At 66.6% G+C, this 17,296-nt stretch carries 14 protein-coding genes; 4 read left to right on the top strand and 10 right to left on the bottom strand.

What is annotated here, in order from left to right; all coding sequences use genetic code 11:
- From CXG43_RS18590 to CXG43_RS18565, 6 genes are all read right to left on the bottom strand, one after another.
- Positions 1-897: a DUF58 domain-containing protein gene (locus tag CXG43_RS18590; protein ID WP_101101648.1), complete on the bottom strand. Its 897-nt coding sequence runs from the start codon at positions 895-897 to the stop codon at positions 1-3.
- Positions 898-913: 16 nt separating this feature from the next.
- Positions 914-1,897: a MoxR family ATPase gene (locus CXG43_RS18585; protein ID WP_101101646.1), complete on the bottom strand. Its 984-nt coding sequence runs from the start codon at positions 1,895-1,897 to the stop codon at positions 914-916.
- A gap of 47 nt (positions 1,898-1,944) precedes the next feature.
- Positions 1,945-2,619 carry a DUF4159 domain-containing protein gene (locus CXG43_RS18580; protein WP_198551421.1) on the bottom strand — a complete coding sequence of 225 codons (675 nt, stop codon included), beginning with the start codon at positions 2,617-2,619 and terminating at the stop codon, positions 1,945-1,947.
- Positions 2,620-2,695: 76 nt separating this feature from the next.
- Positions 2,696-4,030 carry a TldD/PmbA family protein gene (locus CXG43_RS18575; protein WP_101101642.1) on the bottom strand — a complete coding sequence of 445 codons (1,335 nt, stop codon included), beginning with the start codon at positions 4,028-4,030 and terminating at the stop codon, positions 2,696-2,698.
- A gap of 21 nt (positions 4,031-4,051) precedes the next feature.
- Positions 4,052-5,686 (bottom strand): TldD/PmbA family protein, encoded by a 1,635-nt coding sequence (locus tag CXG43_RS18570; RefSeq protein ID WP_101101640.1) that lies wholly within the window; start codon positions 5,684-5,686, stop codon positions 4,052-4,054.
- 33 nt (positions 5,687-5,719) lie between these two features.
- Positions 5,720-7,351, bottom strand: coding sequence for a TldD/PmbA family protein (locus tag CXG43_RS18565; protein ID WP_182656541.1), 1,632 nt, complete (start codon positions 7,349-7,351; stop codon positions 5,720-5,722).
- A 124-nt stretch (positions 7,352-7,475) separates the two neighbouring features.
- Between CXG43_RS18565 and CXG43_RS18560 the strand changes: the two genes are divergently transcribed.
- Entirely contained in the window at positions 7,476-8,093 is a 618-nt protein-coding gene (locus CXG43_RS18560) for a DUF938 domain-containing protein (protein WP_101101638.1), read from the top strand.
- Here CXG43_RS18560 and CXG43_RS18555 read toward each other — a convergent pair whose 3' ends face one another.
- The 3 genes from CXG43_RS18555 to CXG43_RS18545 form a co-directional block, all read right to left on the bottom strand.
- Positions 8,094-9,470, bottom strand: a complete 1,377-nt coding sequence (locus CXG43_RS18555) for a type II toxin-antitoxin system HipA family toxin (RefSeq protein WP_232767881.1) — start codon at positions 9,468-9,470, stop codon at positions 8,094-8,096.
- Entirely contained in the window at positions 9,442-9,891 is a 450-nt protein-coding gene (locus CXG43_RS18550; protein ID WP_101101634.1) for a helix-turn-helix transcriptional regulator, read from the bottom strand. Before CXG43_RS18550 ends, CXG43_RS18555 begins: the two co-directional genes overlap by 29 nt.
- 111 nt (positions 9,892-10,002) lie before the next feature.
- Positions 10,003-13,692: an indolepyruvate ferredoxin oxidoreductase family protein gene (locus CXG43_RS18545; protein ID WP_101101631.1), complete on the bottom strand. Its 3,690-nt coding sequence runs from the start codon at positions 13,690-13,692 to the stop codon at positions 10,003-10,005.
- Between the two features lie 163 nt (positions 13,693-13,855).
- Between CXG43_RS18545 and CXG43_RS18540 the strand changes: the two genes are divergently transcribed.
- Positions 13,856-14,491 (top strand): tetratricopeptide repeat protein, encoded by a 636-nt coding sequence (locus CXG43_RS18540; protein ID WP_101101629.1) that lies wholly within the window; start codon positions 13,856-13,858, stop codon positions 14,489-14,491.
- Positions 14,492-14,539: 48 nt separating this feature from the next.
- On the opposite strand, the gene CXG43_RS18535 is transcribed toward CXG43_RS18540, so the two are convergent.
- Positions 14,540-16,024 carry an AAA family ATPase gene (locus CXG43_RS18535; RefSeq protein WP_101101627.1) on the bottom strand — a complete coding sequence of 495 codons (1,485 nt, stop codon included), beginning with the start codon at positions 16,022-16,024 and terminating at the stop codon, positions 14,540-14,542.
- Between the two features lie 126 nt (positions 16,025-16,150).
- Here CXG43_RS18535 and CXG43_RS18530 point away from each other — a divergent pair, with 126 nt between their 5' ends.
- Complete coding sequence (locus tag CXG43_RS18530) at positions 16,151-16,783, top strand: ParA family protein (protein WP_101101625.1); 633 nt, start codon at positions 16,151-16,153, stop codon at positions 16,781-16,783.
- 34 nt (positions 16,784-16,817) lie between these two features.
- Complete coding sequence (locus tag CXG43_RS18525) at positions 16,818-17,294, top strand: histidine phosphatase family protein (RefSeq protein ID WP_042612209.1); 477 nt, start codon at positions 16,818-16,820, stop codon at positions 17,292-17,294.
- The last annotated feature ends 2 nt before the right edge of the window (positions 17,295-17,296 follow it).

The following is a 17,296-nucleotide window of genomic DNA, read 5'->3' as shown; positions in this document are numbered from 1 at the left end:
TCATGGGGCGCCCCGCGTGCCGAACAGCTGCTGCAGGGGGGCATCCAGTGGCTCGTCGAGCCAGCCGGTGGCGTGGGCGATGCCGGCAGACTGCAGGCGCGCCTGCAACGCACGGCGGGCCTGCGCGAACTGTTCCAGGTAGCCCGCGCGCAGCGCGCGGCCGTCACCCAGCAGCTCCGCCCCGGTTTCCGGATCGCGGAACCGATGGCCTTCGGTAAACGGAAAATCGCGCTCTTCGGCGGTCAGCAGCTGCACGTTGAAAACATCCCGGCGCGCGGCGGCCAGGCGTTCCAGCAGCTGGGTGCCGGCCTCGTCGAAGCCATCGCCGAGCGCGACCAGCATGTCTCCCGCATGCACGCGCTCCCACACCGGGCGCAGCATGTCCGCCGGCGGCCACATGCCCGTGGCGCTGAGCTGGCGCAGCTGCAGATGCATCCGGTCACGGTGGCGCGGGCCGCTCCCGGCCGGCACCAGCTGCACGCCGCTGCCACCGATGGCCAGCAGCCCGAATCGATCCCCCTGCTGCAGTGCCAGTTCCACCAGGCAGGCGGCCACCGCACTGGCGTGGTCCAGCCGCGACCACGCCGGCCGCGCGCGATCACGCTGGCTGGCCGAGGCACTGGCGTCGATCAGGATCCAGGCCGTTACCGGACTCTCGCGCTCGGATTCCCGAACGAAGAAGCGGTCCGAGCGTGCGTAGAGTTTCCAGTCCACCTGGCGGAGTTCGTCGCCGGGTTCGTAGGCGCGGTACTGCGCGAACTCCAGCCCCGCGCCCCGGCTGCGGCTGGCGTGCTGGCCGATGCCGTGCGCGCCGTGCGCACGGCGTGGCTGCAGGCGCAGGGCCTTCAGGCGGCCGCGGACGTCGGCGGGCAGGGCAATGGGGGCGTTGTGGTCCACGCGTGCGTCGTCGCGGTCAGCCGGGGAACGGCACGGCCTGCAGCAGCGCAGCGACCACGTCGTCGGCGCCCTTGCCTTCGGCCTCGGCGGCGAAGGACAACAGCAGGCGGTGGCGCATCACCGGCGCGGCCAGCGCCTCCACGTCGTCTCGCGTGGCGGCAAAGCGCCCCTGCAGCAGCGCACGGGCCTTGGCGGCCAGCACCAGCGACTGGCCGGCACGCGGGCCGGCACCCCATTTGATCCACTGGTTCACCGCTGCCGGTGCCGCCACGCCCGGGCGGCTGGCGCGGACAAGCCGGGTGATCCAGGCCAGCACATCGTCGCTGACGTGCACCTGGCGCACCGCGTCCTGCAGCGCGATCACCGCCTCGGCATCCATCACCTTCGGGACGCTACCGCTGGTGCTGCCGGTGGTCTGGCGCAGGATGTCCTGCTCTTCCTGCTCGCTGGGGTAATCCACCCGCACATGCAGCAGGAAGCGATCCAGCTGTGCTTCCGGCAGCGGGTACGTACCGGCCTGTTCGATCGGGTTCTGGGTGGCCAGTACGAAGAACGGCTGTGGCAGCGTGTAGGTTGTCCCGGCGTAGCTGACGGTGCGTTCCTGCATGGCCTCCAGCAACGCCGCCTGGGTCTTGGGCGGCGTGCGGTTCAGTTCGTCGGCCAGCAGCAGGTTGGTGAAGATGGGGCCTTTCTGGAAGCGGAAATGGCGATGGCCGGTGCCATGGTCTTCTTCCAGCAGCTCGGTGCCCAGGATGTCGCTGGGCATCAGGTCCGGGGTGAACTGCACGCGGCGGAACTGCAGCTCCAGCGCTTGTCCCAGCGAACGCACCAGCAGGGTCTTGCCCAGCCCGGGCGCGCCTTCCAGCAGGCAGTGACCGCCGGCCAGCAGGCCGATCAGCAGCTGCTCCACCACCTCATGCTGGCCGACCACGGCCTGGGCGAGCGCATCGCGCAGCTGTTGCAGGCGCGGCAGCAGGGAATCAAGGTCAGGGGCGGTCATGGTCAAGCCTGTCAGGTGGGGGGGAGGCCGGGAAACGCCGGCCATGCTCAGTTGTTCAACGCGTACATCACGATGTTGACGCCGAAGCGGGTGTTGTCTTCGGCCAGGAAACGCTTGTTGCGCCAGTGGTAGTCCCACTCGCAACCGTAATCCTTGTTGCTGTAGAGCACCCCGAGCCGGCCGTCCACTTCGATGCCCTTGAGGTAATCGTGGACCAGGTCGTCGCCCCAGCCGTTCAACTCGAACCCGGTGGCCGGCGGGCCGTCCGGGAAGTTGAAGAAGCTGCGGTACAGCGCGTGGTTGTCGGGCAGTTTCTTCAATGCCGAAGCGCCGAACAGCTTCGCCATCTGCGCTTCGAAGGACTTGGCGAACAGGCCATCGATATCGTGGTTGCAGTCGTCCACGAACACGAAGCCCCCGTTGCGCACGTACCGTACGAAGTTCTCGCGTTCGGCGGCATTGAACTCCACCAGCTTGTGGCCGGCGAGGTAGCAGAACGGTGCCTGCAGCATGCGGGGATCGGACAGGTCCAGCACGTGTTCCTTCGGGTCCACGCGCAGGCTGGTGTAATCGATCAGCGAGGTGATCAGGTTGGACGGCATCCGCGCATCCACGTCCCAGTCACCGGAATCGTATTTCAGCCGCGTGAACCAGAAATCGTAGCGCCCCGCCTGGGCACGGGCGAAGCGCGGCAGCGCCGCCAGGGCGGCGCCACCGAGCATCGCACGCAGGAACTGCGCGCGGTTCACGCCGTCCCTGCAGACGGCCAGTGGCCGTCGCTATCCGTCCAACGCGGCATCAGACCGCGTCGGACAACGAGGTGAAGGTGAAATCGCGCAGGCGCATCGGCGGGATCATCATCACGAAGCTGGACTCGTCACCGGCTACGCGCACCGGCTTGCCCAGCTCGTCGATGTTGTTGAGCATGATCACCGGCGATTCGTTGAAGCGGAAGTTCTTCACCGGGTGCTTGATCTGCCCGTTCTCGATGTAGAACGTGCCGTCGCGGGTCAGGCCGGTCAGCAGCACGGTCTGTGGATCGACCATGCGGATGTACCAGGTACGGGTGACCAGGATGCCCTTCTGGGTACCCCGCACCAGGTCTGCCGTGCTCTTGTCGCCGCCGCTCATCAGCAGGTTGCCCGGCCGCGCGTTGGCGGTCTTGCCCTGCTTCTGTGCCCAGAAACGCGAGTAGTCGAGGTTGGCGATCTTGCCGTTCTCGATGATGGCGACCTTGTCGCGCGGCATGCCGTTGTCATCCCACGGCAGTACCGGCGCTTCGGGGTGCCACGGATCAGCGTGCAGGTTCACCCGTGGGTCGTACACCTGTTCGCCGAGCTTGTTGCCGCCGCCCTTCTTTGACAGGAAGCTGCGGCCTTCATCGGCCGAGCGCGCATCGAAGAAGCGCATCATGAAGCTGATCAGACCGGCAGCCGCAGCCGGTTCCAGGATAACCGTGTACTTGCCCGGTTCCAGCGCCTTGGCTTCGGCCGATTCGGTGGCCTTGCGCATGGCGATGCGCACGTCCTGGTCGGCCTTGAAGTCGGCCGCATCCTTCAGGTTGCGCCCGACCCAGCCCGAACCGCGGCCGTCTTCGGTGCGCACCGTGCAGGTGTAATCGAAGCTGCTGGTGCGCTGGTAGCCGAAGTTGCCGTTGCTGTTGGCGGTGGCGACGAAGCCGTGGCCGTCTTCCAGGAACCCGGCCGCGATCACCCCGGCCTGGCGGCACGGCAGGATCGAATCGGCGGCGACCTTGGCGCGGAACGCCGGATCGATGGCGCCGGTGGATTCGCTGAAGGTCGGCGTAGGGCGATAGGTCTGCTTGCCGATCGCCGGGATGAACTCCGGGTTCTCCGGCGCCAGTCGGGCCAGGTCTTCGGCACGGCGCACCACGCGTTCCAGCGCGGCATCGTCGAATTCGTTGATCGATGCGGTGCCGACGCGCTTGCCGAAGGCCACTTCCACGGCCAGCGAGGCATCACTGACGATGCCGCTGGTGGAGATGTTGTTCAGCGCGAAACGGATGTTGCCGTTGATGGACCCGGCCAGGGTCGCGGTGCACTCATCGGCCTTGGACAGGGCGATGACCTTGTCGAGGATGGCCTTGGCCTGCTGTTCGGTGAAGATGCTCATGGGTTTCGGGCTCCAGACCGGTCAGCCGAGGCTGCGTGCGGTGTTGATGACGTTGATGCCATTGAAACGGGCAGTGGACGAACCGTGCGAGACCGCCGAGACCTGGCCCGGCTGGCCCTTGCCGTCGAAGAACGAGCCACCCAGGCGGTAGTCGCGCTCGTCGGCGACGGCGCTGCAGGCGTTCCAGAACTCCGGCGTGCGGATCTGGTAGGCCACGTCCTCCAGCATGCCGGTGATCCTGCCGTTCTTGATCTCGTAGAACAGCTGGCCACCGAACTGCGCGTTGTAGCGTTGCTGGTCGATCGAGAACGAGCCGTCACCGATGATGTAGATGCCGTTCTCCACGTCCTTGATCAGCTCATCCACGCTGAGCTTCTGCTTGCCCGGTGCCATGGACACGTTGGCCATGCGCTGGAACTGCACGCTGGACCACGAATCGGCATAACAGCAGCCATCTGACTCGGTCTTGCCGAGGATATGGGCCTGGTCGCGGATGGTCTGGTAATCCACCAGCTTGCCGTCGCTGATCAGGTCCCAGCGCTTGCACTTCACGCCTTCGTCGTCATACGCCACCGCGCCCAGGCTGCCTTGCTGGGTCTTGTCGGCGAAGATGTTGACCAGCTCGCTGCCGTACTGGAAACGCTGCTCGCGCTTGTCCAGCGTGGCGAAGCTGGTGCCGGCGTAGTTGGCCTCGTAGCCGAGTACGCGATCCAGTTCCAGCGGGTGGCCGACCGACTCGTGGATGGTCAGCCAGGTGTGCGAAGGATCCAGCACCAGGTCGTACTTGCCGGGCTTCACCGAGGGCGCCTTCAGCTTCTCGCGCGCCTGTTTGGCCGACGCGATGGCATCTTCCTTCATGTCGTAGGACGTGGAGTAGTTCACCACCCCGTTGGGGGTGACCACCTTGCCGGCGGCCGAACCGTCCAGGTACTCGTAGCCCATGCCCATCGGCGCGGACAGGCCCTCGCGGGTGCGGAACTTGCCGCTTTCCTTGTCGATGGCGGTGATCGTCATCGGCACCCAGATGCGGTGTACGTCCTGGTCGATGTAGGAGCCATCGGTGGAGGCGAAATACTTCTGTTCGTTGACCAGGAACATCATCGAATTGACGAAGCTGGCGCCGGCATTGATCGCCGCCGCGTTGACGTCCAGCAGCAGGTCGACCTTGTCTTTGATCGGCACTTCCATGGAATTGCGGCGTACCGGCGTGCGCCAGCTGACCTCGCCCACGCCGGGGGCTGCAGCCAGCTGCACCGGTGCGGTCTGGATGCCGGCGTTGGCGCGTGCGATGCCCGCCGCCTGCTGCGCCGCCTTGGCGATGTCCGCACTGGCCAGCTGGTTGGTGGCCGCAAAGCCCCAGGCCCCGTTGACCAGCACGCGGATGCCCACGCCGGTGGACTCGGTGTTGACCACGTTCTGCACTTTGTCTTCGCGGGTGATCACGAACTGCCGCAGGTAGCGGCCGATGCGCACGTCGCAGTAGGTGGCGCCGGCACTGCGCGCCGCCTGCAGGGCGACATCGGCCAGGCGCTTTTTCAGGGCCGGGTCGAGCACGGTCTGCAGTTGTTCGGCGGCGATCGCCCTGCCGAAGAAGGAGGGCACCAGCAGCCCGCCCGCGGTAAGCCCGGTGAGGGCGAGGAAGTCACGTCGTTGCAAGGCTGCTCTCCACGTGTGGATGTTGGACAGGACTCATGCGCCGAGACTGCGCGCGGTGTTGATGATGTTGATGCCGTTGAAACGGGTGGTGGACGAACCGTGCGATACCGCCGATACCTGCGAGGGCTGGCCCTTGCCGTCGAAGAACGAGCCGCCGAGGCGGAAATCGCGCTCATCGCAGATCGCCGAACAGGCGTTCCAGAACTCCGGCGTGCGGATCTGGTAGGCCGCGTCCTCGACCATGCCGGTGATGCGGCCGTCCTTGATCTGGTAGCAGAGCTGGGCGCCGAACTGCGCGTTGTAACGCTGCTGGTCGATGGAATACGAGCCGCGGCCGTGGAAATACAGGCCGTTCTCCACGTCCTTGACCATCTCCGCCACGCTCAGCGGCGCCTTGCCCGGCGCCAGCGAGACGTTGGCCATGCGCTGGAACTGCACGCTGGACCACGAATCAGCGTAACTGCAGCCATGCGAGGCGTCGCGCCCGAGGATATGCGCTTCATCGCGGGTGGCCTGGTAGTCGACCAGGATGCCATCGCGGACCAGGTCCCAGCGCTGGGTCTTGACCCCTTCATCGTCGTAGCCCACCGCGCCGAGGCTGCCCGGCTGGGTCTTGTCGGCGGTGAAGTTGACGATGTCGCTGCCCCAGCGGAAGCCGGCATCGCGCTTGTCCAGCGTGGCGAAGCTGGTGCCGGCGTAGTTCGCCTCGTAGCCCAGCACGCGGTCCAGTTCCAGCGGATGGCCGACATTCTCGTGGATGGTCAGGAACAGGTTGGACGGGTCCAGCACCACATCGTACTTGCCGGCCTTCACCGAAGGCGCAGTGAGCTTTTCGCGTGCCTGGCGCGCGGCGGCCAGTGCGTCTTCGCGCGGGTCGTAGGAATGGCCGTAGCCGACCACCCCGCCGGGCAGTTCGAAGCGCCCGCTGCGGTCACCGTCGAGGAACTCGTAACCCATGCCCATCGGCGCGGACAGGCCGTTGCGGGTGCGGAACCGGCCGCTGGCCTTGTCCACCGCGGTGGCGGTGAAGGGCAGCCAGATGCGGTGCACGTCCTGGTCGATCCAGGAGCCATCGCTGGAGGCGAAGTACTTCTGTTCGTTGACCAGGAACAGGGTGGAGTTGAAGTAGTCCGCGCCGGCGCCGAGCGCGGCGGCATTGATGTCCAGCAGCAGGCCGACCTTGTCCTGCACCGGAACCGCCATGGCGTTCTTCTTCAGCGGGGTGCGCCAGCTGACTTCGCCCACCCCGGGCGTGGCAGCCAGCTGCACGCGGCGGGTCTGCACCTTCGCGTTGGCGCGGGCGATGGCCACCGCCTGCGCCACCGCCTGCACGACCTGCTCCGGCGTGCGCTGGTGGGTGGCAGCGAAACCCCAGGCGCCGTCGACGATCACGCGCACGCCGACGCCGGCCGATTCGCTGTTGGTGACGTTTTCCACGTTGCGTTCGCGGGTGATGATGCCCTGGCTCAGGTAACGGCCGATGCGCACGTCGCAGTAGCTGGCACCGGCGCCGCGCGCGGCCTGCAGCGCGGCATCGGCCAGGCGCTTGCCGAGCGCCGGGTCACCGGGTTCGAGCAGCTGCTCGGCGGCGATCAATCGCCCGTGCGGCAGCATCAGGCCGGCCAGGCCGGCGCCGGTGAAGGCCAGGAAATCTCGACGTCGCACTGCCACCACCCCACGTGCACTCAGTTGACACCCGACTTTCGCCAGCGCCATCCAATGGCACAAGTGACTGCAGTCATGGTCGTGTCACAGGCACAATGGCGTTCTGCCACTTTCGTCACGAACCATGACCGAAAAGCCGTACTCCCTTGCCTGCGAGCGCAACCGCGATCCCATCGCCGCCGCGCTGGACCCGTTCATGGCCGATCGCCGCCGCGTGCTGGAGATCGGCAGTGGCACCGGCCAGCATGCCGCCTGCTTCGCCCAGCGCTGGCCATGGCTGCAGTGGCAGCCCAGCGACCACCCGGACCACCTGGCGGGGATCCGCGCGTGGCGCGACGATGCCGGGCTGGCCAATCTGCAGCCACCGTTCGCGCTGCAGGCCGCGCTGCCGCCGGCGCCGCCGCTGGCCGTGCCGGCCGGTACGCCGCGCTTCGATGCGGTGTTCAGTGCCAACACCCTGCACATCATGGGCTGGGAGCACGTACAGGCGCTGTTTGCCGGCCTGCCTGCGCTGCTGGAGGGCGGTGCGCTGCTTGCGGTGTATGGCCCCTTCAACTACGCCGGTCGCTTCACCAGTGACAGCAATGCCCAGTTCGATGGCTGGCTGAAGGCCCGCGATCCGCGCAGCGGCATCCGCGATGGTGAGGCGGTGCAGGCGCTGGCGGCAGCGCAGGGGTTCGTCGCAGTGGACGATCTGCCGATGCCGGCCAACAACCGGTTGCTGGTGTGGCGGTTGGGGTGATCAGGCGTCGGGCGCCTCGAACTTGCCGAGCAGACGCGCACACGACGCATGCAGCTCCTCGACGAGATCGTCCAGAACGGGATGGGCCATTCCCTCCGCGCGCATGCGGATGTTCACTGCGCTGGCAGCAGACGGCAGGCTGCCGGCCATCTCGGCCAAGGTGTACAACGTGGCCGTGGGGTCGAGCTTCATTGATTCGGCGGTGGTCTGCCAGTCCTGCAGCCGGATATCCCACCATCTGTAATGGCTGCCGACCTTCATGGCCATCTTTATCTTCCGCCGCTGCAGGCTCGGATAAGGAAATGCGCTGGAAATGTCGTACAGCGGCGCAAGCCTCACCGTGCCGCCGGATCCGAAAAGCAGTGAACAGTTCTTCGCGTGGGCGTCGGTTCCACCGATGAGATAATTGAACATCAGTGCGCGCATCAGGACATCTACGTCGACGCGAGGCTGGGAAGAGTGCGCCCACAGCAGAGCGGCCAGATCAGCGGGACCAGGTCCACCCTGGTTCTGGTACTTCAGGTGAGGTGTGATCGAAAGCGCCTGGCAGAAATCCTCCTGATGGATCCGATGCCAGACCCCGTCGATCTGCTGGCGATCATAGCGTTCGACCGAAATCGCGGATTCGCCATTGACGACCATCTTTTCCACGTGCGCGGCAGGAAGGCCAAGCTGGCGTGCCAGTCGCAGGCAGAAGATCTCGTTCTCCACGAAACCGTCATAGTCGCCGCTCGGTGGTTTGATGATATGGGTCGTCGGCAGTCGCCCACTGGGAATCGCCCAGCAGCCGTCCGGTTGCTTCATCAATGCGATCTTCGACTGGGCTCCGGCGAGGCTGAAGTGACCTACCGTGTCGTCAGGGCGCCCGACACCACCGGTCTGCCGCAAGCCAGCAAGACGTGCAGCGACCTCTTCGCCGGTCAGCGTGACCACGCCATCGTCTGCACCACCCAGGACGGCCGCGAGTCTCTGGTCGGTGATGAACTGGACGGCACCGGCGCAATCTTCGCCCACGTGCGCCAGCAGTGCCGCGGGATTACGGGGCGACACGTGGAAATGTGAGCCCCAGCGCTGGAGCAGGTTCTCGTTGTCGGGCAGCAGCCCCCACAGCACCGACGCGACGTCCTCGTGTCCGAACCGCTTCCGCAGCAGCGGCAGGCTCAACGAGAGGGGATAGGCGGCAGGTGATTCCAGCCATCCACTGGCGTAGTCGAACTGAGGGTGGCCGTGGGCATCACTGCCGAGTGTCCCTGCAATCTCACCAGATAGAAGTACAGTCAGGGCCATCGGTGTTCCCAGGTTCGTGAGCTGGTTGATTGATTGCGAAGACGAGGACCTGCGGAGTGCGTCAACGGGATCGGCGTGGGTGATTTCCATCCGCAGGTTCCGGAGCACCCAGGACATTACGTTGTTCAACGCTGTCTTTCTCTTGCAGGTGTCCCGAATCCGCGCGTGCAAGCCAATTGCCTACGAGATCCGCGAGCGCGCTCTTGTCGACGTCGGGCGCAGCCTGTTCGACTTTGCTCTTATCAATGATCCGGTTGATGTCCACGCGCGGGCCACTGCCTTCGGCAGTGGGAGAAGACGAAGAAGGCGTTGCGTCCAAGCGCAGGCCGAGCACGTTCAAGGTGCGGAGTATCAGGCCCAGTTCGGCTCCGGGCTTTCCTTTTTCCATCTCGATGACCCATCGACGGCTGACGCCGACGGCATGCGCCAGCGTGGCCTGATCCCACGCCAGCGCCTTGCGCCGCTGTCGGATGAGAACTCCAAGATCATTGGGCGTCTTGAGCTGGGCCATCGGGCAAATGTAACCGATAGTTCACATAAGTCCAATAGTAATCGAACGATTACATTTCAACGAAGTAACTGTTCGATTACCTTGCCGACGGGGCAGCAGCCGTGGCAGCCCTCAAGCCACCTGGACGATGTGCAGCGCGCGCGGGTTGTTCCACTGCGCCAGCAAGGTCGCCTCGCGTGCCTTGGCCTTCTCCAGGTGCGCTTCCTTGACGTGGCCGTAGCCGCGGATGTGCTCGGGAATGCTGGCGATCTCCACCGCCAGCGCAAGCCGGTGGTCATCCAGGCCGTCCAGCAGCAGCTGCACGGTGGCCTCGTAATCGGTGATCAACCGGCGTTCGCCGACGCGCTCGGCGGTGCGACCGAACGGGTCCAGCCGGCCGCCACGCAGGAACTTCAGCTTGGCCAGCACGCCGAACGCCTTCAGCATCCAAGGGCCATACTCCTTCTTGATCAGGCGGCCCTGCGCATCCTTCTTGGCGAACAGCGGGGGAGCCAGATGGAAGCGCAGCTGGTAATCGCCCTCGAACTGCTGCTGCAGGCGGCGCTGGAAATCGCCACTGGTATACAGCCGCGCCACTTCGTACTCGTCCTTGTAGGCCATCAGCTTGAACAGGTAACGGGCCACGGTTTCGGTCAGCGCGGTGGAGCCGCCCAGCGTGTCCTGTTCCCCCTTCCGCACCCGATCGACCAGGCTGCGGTAGCGGTCTGCATAGGCCTGGTCCTGGTAGTCGACCAGGAATGCGGCGCGGCGCGTGATCATTTCATCCAGCGAGCGCGACAGCCGCTCATCGTCGAGCGGCAGGAACGCCACGTCATCGCCGGCGTGCCCGGGCAGGCCCCGCAGCTCGCGTTCGTCGCTGCTGTTGCGTGGTGCGGTGGTGGCGCCCCATTCGGTGCTTTCCCATTCGCCCGGCGGCAACGCGTGCAACGGACCCGGCGTGGTTTCGGCCGAGGTGTGGCCATTGCGGACCAGGCCGGCGGCCTGCTGCACGGCGTGCGGGTCCACCGCGGCCAGGCGGCCCCAGGCAAAGGCCTGCTGGTTCATCGCCACGGCCGCGCCGTTGAGCTCGATGGCGCGCATCAGCGCATCGAAGGACAGCGGCACCAGGCCCTGCTGCCACGCGTAGCCCAGGATGAACAGATTGGCTGCGATCGCATCGCCCAGCAGCGCGGTGGCCAGCTGGGTGGCGTCCAGCAGCAGCGGCGATTCGCCGCCCAGCGCCACGCGGATGCCGGCCACGATGTCGGCGGCGGGGAACTGCATGTCCGGCCGGGTGGTGAAGCTGCCCGGCATGGCTTCATAGGTATTGAGCACCACCTGGGTGCGACCGGCGCGCACCTTGGACAGCGCCCAGTAATCGTTGACCACCACCATGTCGCAGCCCAGCACCAGGTCGGCTTCACCGGCGGCGATGCGCACGGCATGGATGTCGGCCGGCGTGCGTGCGATGCGGATGTGGGTGGTGACCGCACCGCCCTTCTGCGCCAGGCCGGTCTGGTCCAGCACCGAAGAGCCCTTGCCCTCCAGGTGCCCGGCCATGCCCAGCAGCGCGCCGATGGTCACCACGCCGGTGCCACCCACGCCGGTGATCAGGATGTTCCAGGGCTGCTCCAGCGCGGTCCGCACCGGCGGCGCCGGCAGGTTGTCCAGCAGGGTGGAGGCATCGCGCTTGCTGCCCTTGCGCGGCTTGCCGCCGTGCACGGTGACGAAGCTCGGGCAGAAGCCGGTGGTGCAGGAATAATCCTTGTTGCAGTTGGACTGGTCGATATCGCGCTTGCGCCCGAACTCGGTTTCTTTCGGCAGCACCGATACGCAGAAACTCTTCTTGCCACAGTCGCCGCAGCCCTCGCACACCAGCGAGTTGATCACCACCCGCTTGGCCGGGTCTTCCAGCTTGCCGCGCTTGCGCCGGCGTCGCTTTTCGGTCGCGCAGGTCTGCTCGTAGATCAGGATCGAAACGCCCTTCACCTCGCGCAGCTGCTTCTGCACCGCATCCAGCGCGCTGCGGTCATGGAAGGCCACGCCGTCCGGGAACTGGGCGCGCTGCCGGGTCCATTTCTCGATGGTGTCCGACAGCACCACGATGGTCTGGATGCCTTCGGCGCGCATCTGCCGGGCGATGTCCGGCACGCTCAGCGGGCCGTCCACCGGCTGGCCGCCGGTCATCGCCACCGCGTCGTTGTAGAGGATCTTGTAGGTGATGTTGACCCCGGCGGCGACCGATTGGCGGATCGCCAGCGACCCACTGTGGAAATAGGTGCCATCGCCCAGGTTCTGGAACACGTGCGGGGTATCGGTGAAGGCGGCCTGGCCGGCCCAGGTCACCCCTTCGCCACCCATGTGGGTGAAGGTGTCGGTGCTGCGGTCCATCCAGGTCACCATGTAATGGCAACCGATGCCGCCCAGCGCGCGCGAGCCTTCCGGCACGGTGGTGGAGGTGTTGTGCGGGCAGCCGGAGCAGTAATGCGGCACGCGCGGGAAGTTCGCGCGCGGCAGGGCCAGCTCGGCTTCCTTCTCCTGCATCCACTGCAGGCGTTGTTCGATGGAGTCGTTGTTGAAGAACTTCTGGATGCGCCGGCCGATCACCCCGGCGATGGTGGCCGGGGTCAGCTCGCCGGTGGACGGCAGGATCCACTCGCCTTCTTCGTCGTACTTGCCGACGATGGACGGCCGCGGGCCCCAGCTGGCCGGCCAGTTGAAGAACTGCTCCTTCATCTGGCGCTCGATGAAGGCTCGCTTCTCTTCCACCACGATGATGTCTTCCAGCCCCTGCGCGAAGCGGGCGATGCCCTGCGGTTCCAGCGGCCAGGTCATGCCGACCTTGTACACGCGGATGCCGATGTCGGCGCAGGCCGCCTCGTCCAGGCCCAGGTATTCCAGCGCCTGCAGCACGTCCAGGTAGCTCTTGCCGGTGGTGACGATGCCGAGCCGCGCGCGCGGTGAATCCAGCACGGTGCGGTCGATGCCGTTGGCACGCGCGAACGCCTGCGCGGCCTTGACCGCATAGCGGTGCAGGCGCATTTCCTGGTCCAGCGGCGGGTCCGGCCAGCGGATGTTGAGACCGCCGGCCGGCATCTCGAAGTCCTCGGGCAGCACGATGCGTCGTGCCAGCGGGTCCACGTCCACCGATGCCGATGATTCCACCGTCTCGGCGATGGTCTTGAAGCCGATCCAGCGCCCGGTGTAGCGGCTCATCGCCCAGCCCAGCACGCCCATGTCCAGGATGTCCTGCACACCGGCCGGGTTCAGCACCGGCATCATCGCGCTGACGAACTCGTCCTCGCTGCCGTGCGGCAGGGTGGAGCTGCGGCAGGCATGGTCATCGGCCGCCAGCGCCAGCACGCCGCCCAGGCGTGAGGTGCCGGCCGCGTTGGCGTGCTTGAAGACGTCGCCACAGCGGTCCACGCCCGGCCCCTTGCCGTACCACATGCCGAACACGCCCTGCACGTTGGCACCCGGGAACAGGTTGGTCTGCTGCGTTCCCCAGACCATGGTCGCGCCGAGATCCTCGTTCAGGCCGGGGGTGAACTTCACCCTGGCCGCGTCCAGATGCTGGCGCGCGCGCCACAGTTCCAGGTCGAAGCCGCCCAGCGGGCTGCCACGGTAGCCGCTGATGAAGCCTGCACTGTCGATGCCGGCGGCGGCGTCGCGCAGCCGCTGCATCAGCGGCAGCCGGACCAGCGCCTGCACACCGCTCAGGTAGATCCGCCCGGTTTCGCGCGCGTACTTGTGGTCAAGCGTGTAGTCGCGGTCGAGCTGGTCGGCAGAATCGGGAGACGTGAGCTGGGCGGTACTGGTCATGGCTGGCCTGGTTCGGATCGGCTGGCGCCGGCTGCGCTGGCGCAGGACCGGAGGGCGCGGATTGTAACAGTGGCCCGGTCGTCGGCCGGTACTCGCTTCTGGTACCGCACTGCGGTTAGGATCAGGAAGTGGGAGGTTGTTGTTGCAACCTGGGGAAAAATCGATGTCACTTGTTAGACAGTTCCTTGCCAGCCTGGTGCTGGTATCGGGGACAGCCGCTGCATGGGCTGCCCCCCTCCTGCCTGCGCCGCAGGAGTTCTATTTCGATCCTGATCCCGCTGCCGTTCCGGTGGTGGTGGTACAGGCCGAGGGCGATGAGCTGGTCAGCCAGCTGCTGCGCCAGCGCGAACGCGGGCGCAAGTCGCTCGAGGCGACCGTGCAGCTGGCCGGTGTGGCCATCGCGCAGGGCCGCACCGAACTTGGCCAGCAGCTCTACACCGAAGCGCTGCAGGCCACCGCGGCCAATTCGCCGTCGGGCCGGATGGTGCGCTGGAACCATGGCTGGGACCTGTTCCGCCAAGGCCAGCCTGAGGCGGCGCTGGAGCAGTGGCATGCCGCCGCCAACGCATTGCGAGGCAATCCGTCGTGGATTCCGCCGACCTACGCACTGGCCCTGTGGCAGCTCGGGCAGAAGGAGGAAGCGGTCAAGTGGTATGCCGCCGCCGTCCGCACCGAACCGGGCCAGTGGAGCACCTCGACGAACTACCCGAGCCTGTTGCCGACGTGGCGCGACAGCGAGCGCGCCACACTGGCACAGGTGCAGCAGGCCTGGGCCGCGCAGCCGCCGAAGTGGCCGTGAACGAGCATGCCGCGCCAGGCCGCCGGATGGCGCGCCCGGCGCCGGACATCAATCGTCGGCGTTGACCGTGCGCGCTGCGGCCCACTCGCGCAGCGCCTGGACCTGTTCGGCCATCAGCACCGACAGCGGGCGGCTGCCGCGGATTTCCGCCATCAGCACGTCGGTATCCAGCGCCCGCTGGTCGGCATGGGCGGCGTACAGGCCGGCAACGATGGCCTGTTCGATCTCCGCGCCGGAAAAACCATCCGCCGCGGCCGCCAGCGCCGGCAGTGCGAAATCATCGGCATTCAACTGACGACGTGCCAGGTGCAGGCGCAGCAGTTCCACGCGTACATCCGGGCCGGGCAGGTCGACGAAGAAGATCTCGTCGAAGCGGCCCTTGCGCAGCAGTTCGGCGGGCAGTTCGTGCACCTGGTTGGCGGTGGCCACGATGAATACCGCTGCCTTGCGCTCGGCCATCCAGGTCAGCAGCGTGCCCAGCACGCGGCGTGATACGCCGCCGTCTTCGCCGCCGGTCGCCAGGCCCTTTTCGATCTCATCGATCCACAGCACGCACGGCGCCAGCTGTTCGGCCGATGCCAATGCCTGGCGCAGGTTGGACTCGGTTTCGCCGTGGTACTTGTTGTACAGCGCGCCGACATCCATGCGCAGCAAGGGAACGCCGAACCCAGCGGCGGTCGCCTTGGCCAGCATCGATTTGCCGCAGCCCTGCACGCCCAGCAGCAGCATGCCGCGCGGCGGATCCAGGCCGGCCGGTGCGGCGCCGGCCAGGAACGCGATCCGGCGCTGGTTGACCCAGCGCTTGAGCCGGTTGGCGCCGGCCACGTCGGCAAAGCGCGCGGTGTCGTACTCGTACATCAGGTGGCCGCTGCGGTTGAGCAGTTCGAACTTCAGCCGCGCCAGCTGCGGCAGGTCGTCGTCACCGAGCGCGCCATCGGCATAGATCAGCTGGCGGGCGATCCGCCGCGCATCGACCAGGCTCAGGCCCTGCAGGTTGCGCAGGATCTTCTTCACCGCCTCGCTGTCGACCTCGACGCGGCGGCCGCCGTGCTCGCGCGCGTAACCGGCCGCTTCCTCGCGCAGCATCTTCAGCAATGCGTTGGCGTCGGGCAGGCGCGGGTTGAACCGCGTCGCCAGCGCTTCCAGTTCGGGCGGCAGGGTCACTTTCGCGCCGATCAGCACCAGCACGTGCGGCTGGCTGTGGCGGCGCTGGATGAGGTCGCGCAGCGCGCGCTGGTGGCTGGCGTAACCCAGGTAGGGATGGAAATCGAGCAGCAGGTAGATGCCGCGCTGGTCGGCCTGCTGGATCATCTGCAGTGCCGCGCTGGCATCGGGCGGGCCGACCGCATCGTCTTCACGTTCCAGGTCGATGCGGCGCAGGCCTTCGGTGATCGACCAGCGATGCAGTGCCCGCCATACCTGCAGCAGGGTCTGCCGGAACAGTTCGATGATCCGACCCTCATCCTGGGTCTCGATCACGATCAGGGGCGTATTGGCGCGTATCAGCGCGCTGAGGTCCTGCAGTTCGCTCATGACGGTTCGATCCTTCGGGGGCGCCACGATAACAAAGCCATCGCCCGGGTGGTTCAGCCGCGCGACTATCACCCTCACCTGCACCGGTGTACGCTCGGGCAACGTTCTCCCGGAAGCGAGGCCTGCATGAAGACCATCCTGGTGGCCGGTTCCAAGGGTGGGGTGGGCAAGACCACCCTCGCCACCCACCTGGCCGCACATGCGGCACTGCAGGGCCGGCGTACGGTGATTGCCGACGCCGACCCGCAGGGCTCCAGTACCCGCTGGGCACAGCGCAGGTCCGAGCTGGAAAGCGCGGTGCTGCCGATCGACGTGCACAAGAAGAAGCAATGGGCGCAGAAGCTCCCCGATGGCACCGACACGGTGATCATCGACGCCCCGGCCGGTGCGCTGGCCGACGATATCCTGCATTTCCTCGACGCCGCCGATGCCGTGGTGGTGCCGGTGCTGCCTTCGGCGCTGGACATCGAAGCCATCGTGGGCTTCCTCAACAGCCTGTCCAAGGTGGCCCGGGTGCACAACCGCAAGCTGCCGGTCGGGCTGGTGCTCAACCGTACCAAGCCGTGGACACAGACCTCCCAGCAGGCCATCCAGATGCTGTCCGACTGGCCCTATCCGGTGGTGGCGCAGCTGCGCGACAGCCAGAGTTACGTGGTGATGACCGGGCTGGGACGCAGCCTGTTCGATTACCGATCCGCCCAGGTCCGCGAACACCAGGCCGACTGGGAACCTCTGCTGAAATGGCTGGACAAGACATGAGCCGATTGTACCCCTCATCCAATGGAAGACTCCGATGCGTGAACTGATCCTGCTTCGCCATGCCCACGCCGAACCGGCCAGCACCGGCCAGGCCGATCTTGACCGACCCCTTTCGGCGGTCGGACTTGCCGAGGCCGAAGCGGCCGGCAAGTGGCTCAAGGACAACAACCTGCAGCCTGATTGCGTGCTCTGTTCACCGGCACGCCGTACCCGCGAAACCCTGGAGGCGGTGGTCGGCGTCACCGGCTTCTTCGAACACAAGCTGGAAGACAAGGTGTACGACGCCACGCCCGGCACCCTGATCGGGCTGGTCGACGATCGCAACGACGTCGAACGGCTGATGATCGTCGGTCATAATCCCGGCCTGGAGCGCCTGGTCGCCCTGTTGAACACGGGCGAGACCAGCGACTACCGTGGCATGCCGCCGGCAGGCATCGCGGTGCTGCAGTTCCCCAAGGAAGCCAGCATCGAGCCGGGCGTCGCCAGCCTCAACGCATTCTGGTGGCCGTGACC

Origin of the sequence: Stenotrophomonas sp. Bg11-02, from assembly GCF_002836635.1 — a bacterium.
In the GTDB taxonomy this organism is placed as follows: Bacteria; Pseudomonadota; Gammaproteobacteria; order Xanthomonadales; family Xanthomonadaceae; genus Stenotrophomonas; species Stenotrophomonas lacuserhaii.
This window is presented reverse-complemented; position numbering and strand designations above follow the sequence as displayed.

Bases quoted from the DNA above. Each gene is read 5' to 3' on its own strand.
- CXG43_RS18525 (WP_042612209.1), top strand. From the start codon at position 16,818: ATGCGTGAACTGATCCTGCTTCGCCATGCCCACGCCGAACCGGCCAGC.
- CXG43_RS18530 (WP_101101625.1), top strand. From the start codon at position 16,151: ATGAAGACCATCCTGGTGGCCGGTTCCAAGGGTGGGGTGGGCAAGACC.
- CXG43_RS18585 (WP_101101646.1), bottom strand. From the start codon at position 1,897: ATGACCGCCCCTGACCTTGATTCCCTGCTGCCGCGCCTGCAACAGCTG.
- CXG43_RS18545 (WP_101101631.1), bottom strand. From the start codon at position 13,692: ATGACCAGTACCGCCCAGCTCACGTCTCCCGATTCTGCCGACCAGCTC.
- CXG43_RS18580 (WP_198551421.1), bottom strand. From the start codon at position 2,619: ATGCTCGGTGGCGCCGCCCTGGCGGCGCTGCCGCGCTTCGCCCGTGCC.
- CXG43_RS18540 (WP_101101629.1), top strand. From the start codon at position 13,856: ATGTCACTTGTTAGACAGTTCCTTGCCAGCCTGGTGCTGGTATCGGGG.
- CXG43_RS18560 (WP_101101638.1), top strand. From the start codon at position 7,476: ATGACCGAAAAGCCGTACTCCCTTGCCTGCGAGCGCAACCGCGATCCC.
- CXG43_RS18550 (WP_101101634.1), bottom strand. From the start codon at position 9,891: ATGGCCCAGCTCAAGACGCCCAATGATCTTGGAGTTCTCATCCGACAG.
- CXG43_RS18555 (WP_232767881.1), bottom strand. From the start codon at position 9,470: ATGGAAATCACCCACGCCGATCCCGTTGACGCACTCCGCAGGTCCTCG.
- CXG43_RS18535 (WP_101101627.1), bottom strand. From the start codon at position 16,024: ATGAGCGAACTGCAGGACCTCAGCGCGCTGATACGCGCCAATACGCCC.
- CXG43_RS18575 (WP_101101642.1), bottom strand. From the start codon at position 4,030: ATGAGCATCTTCACCGAACAGCAGGCCAAGGCCATCCTCGACAAGGTC.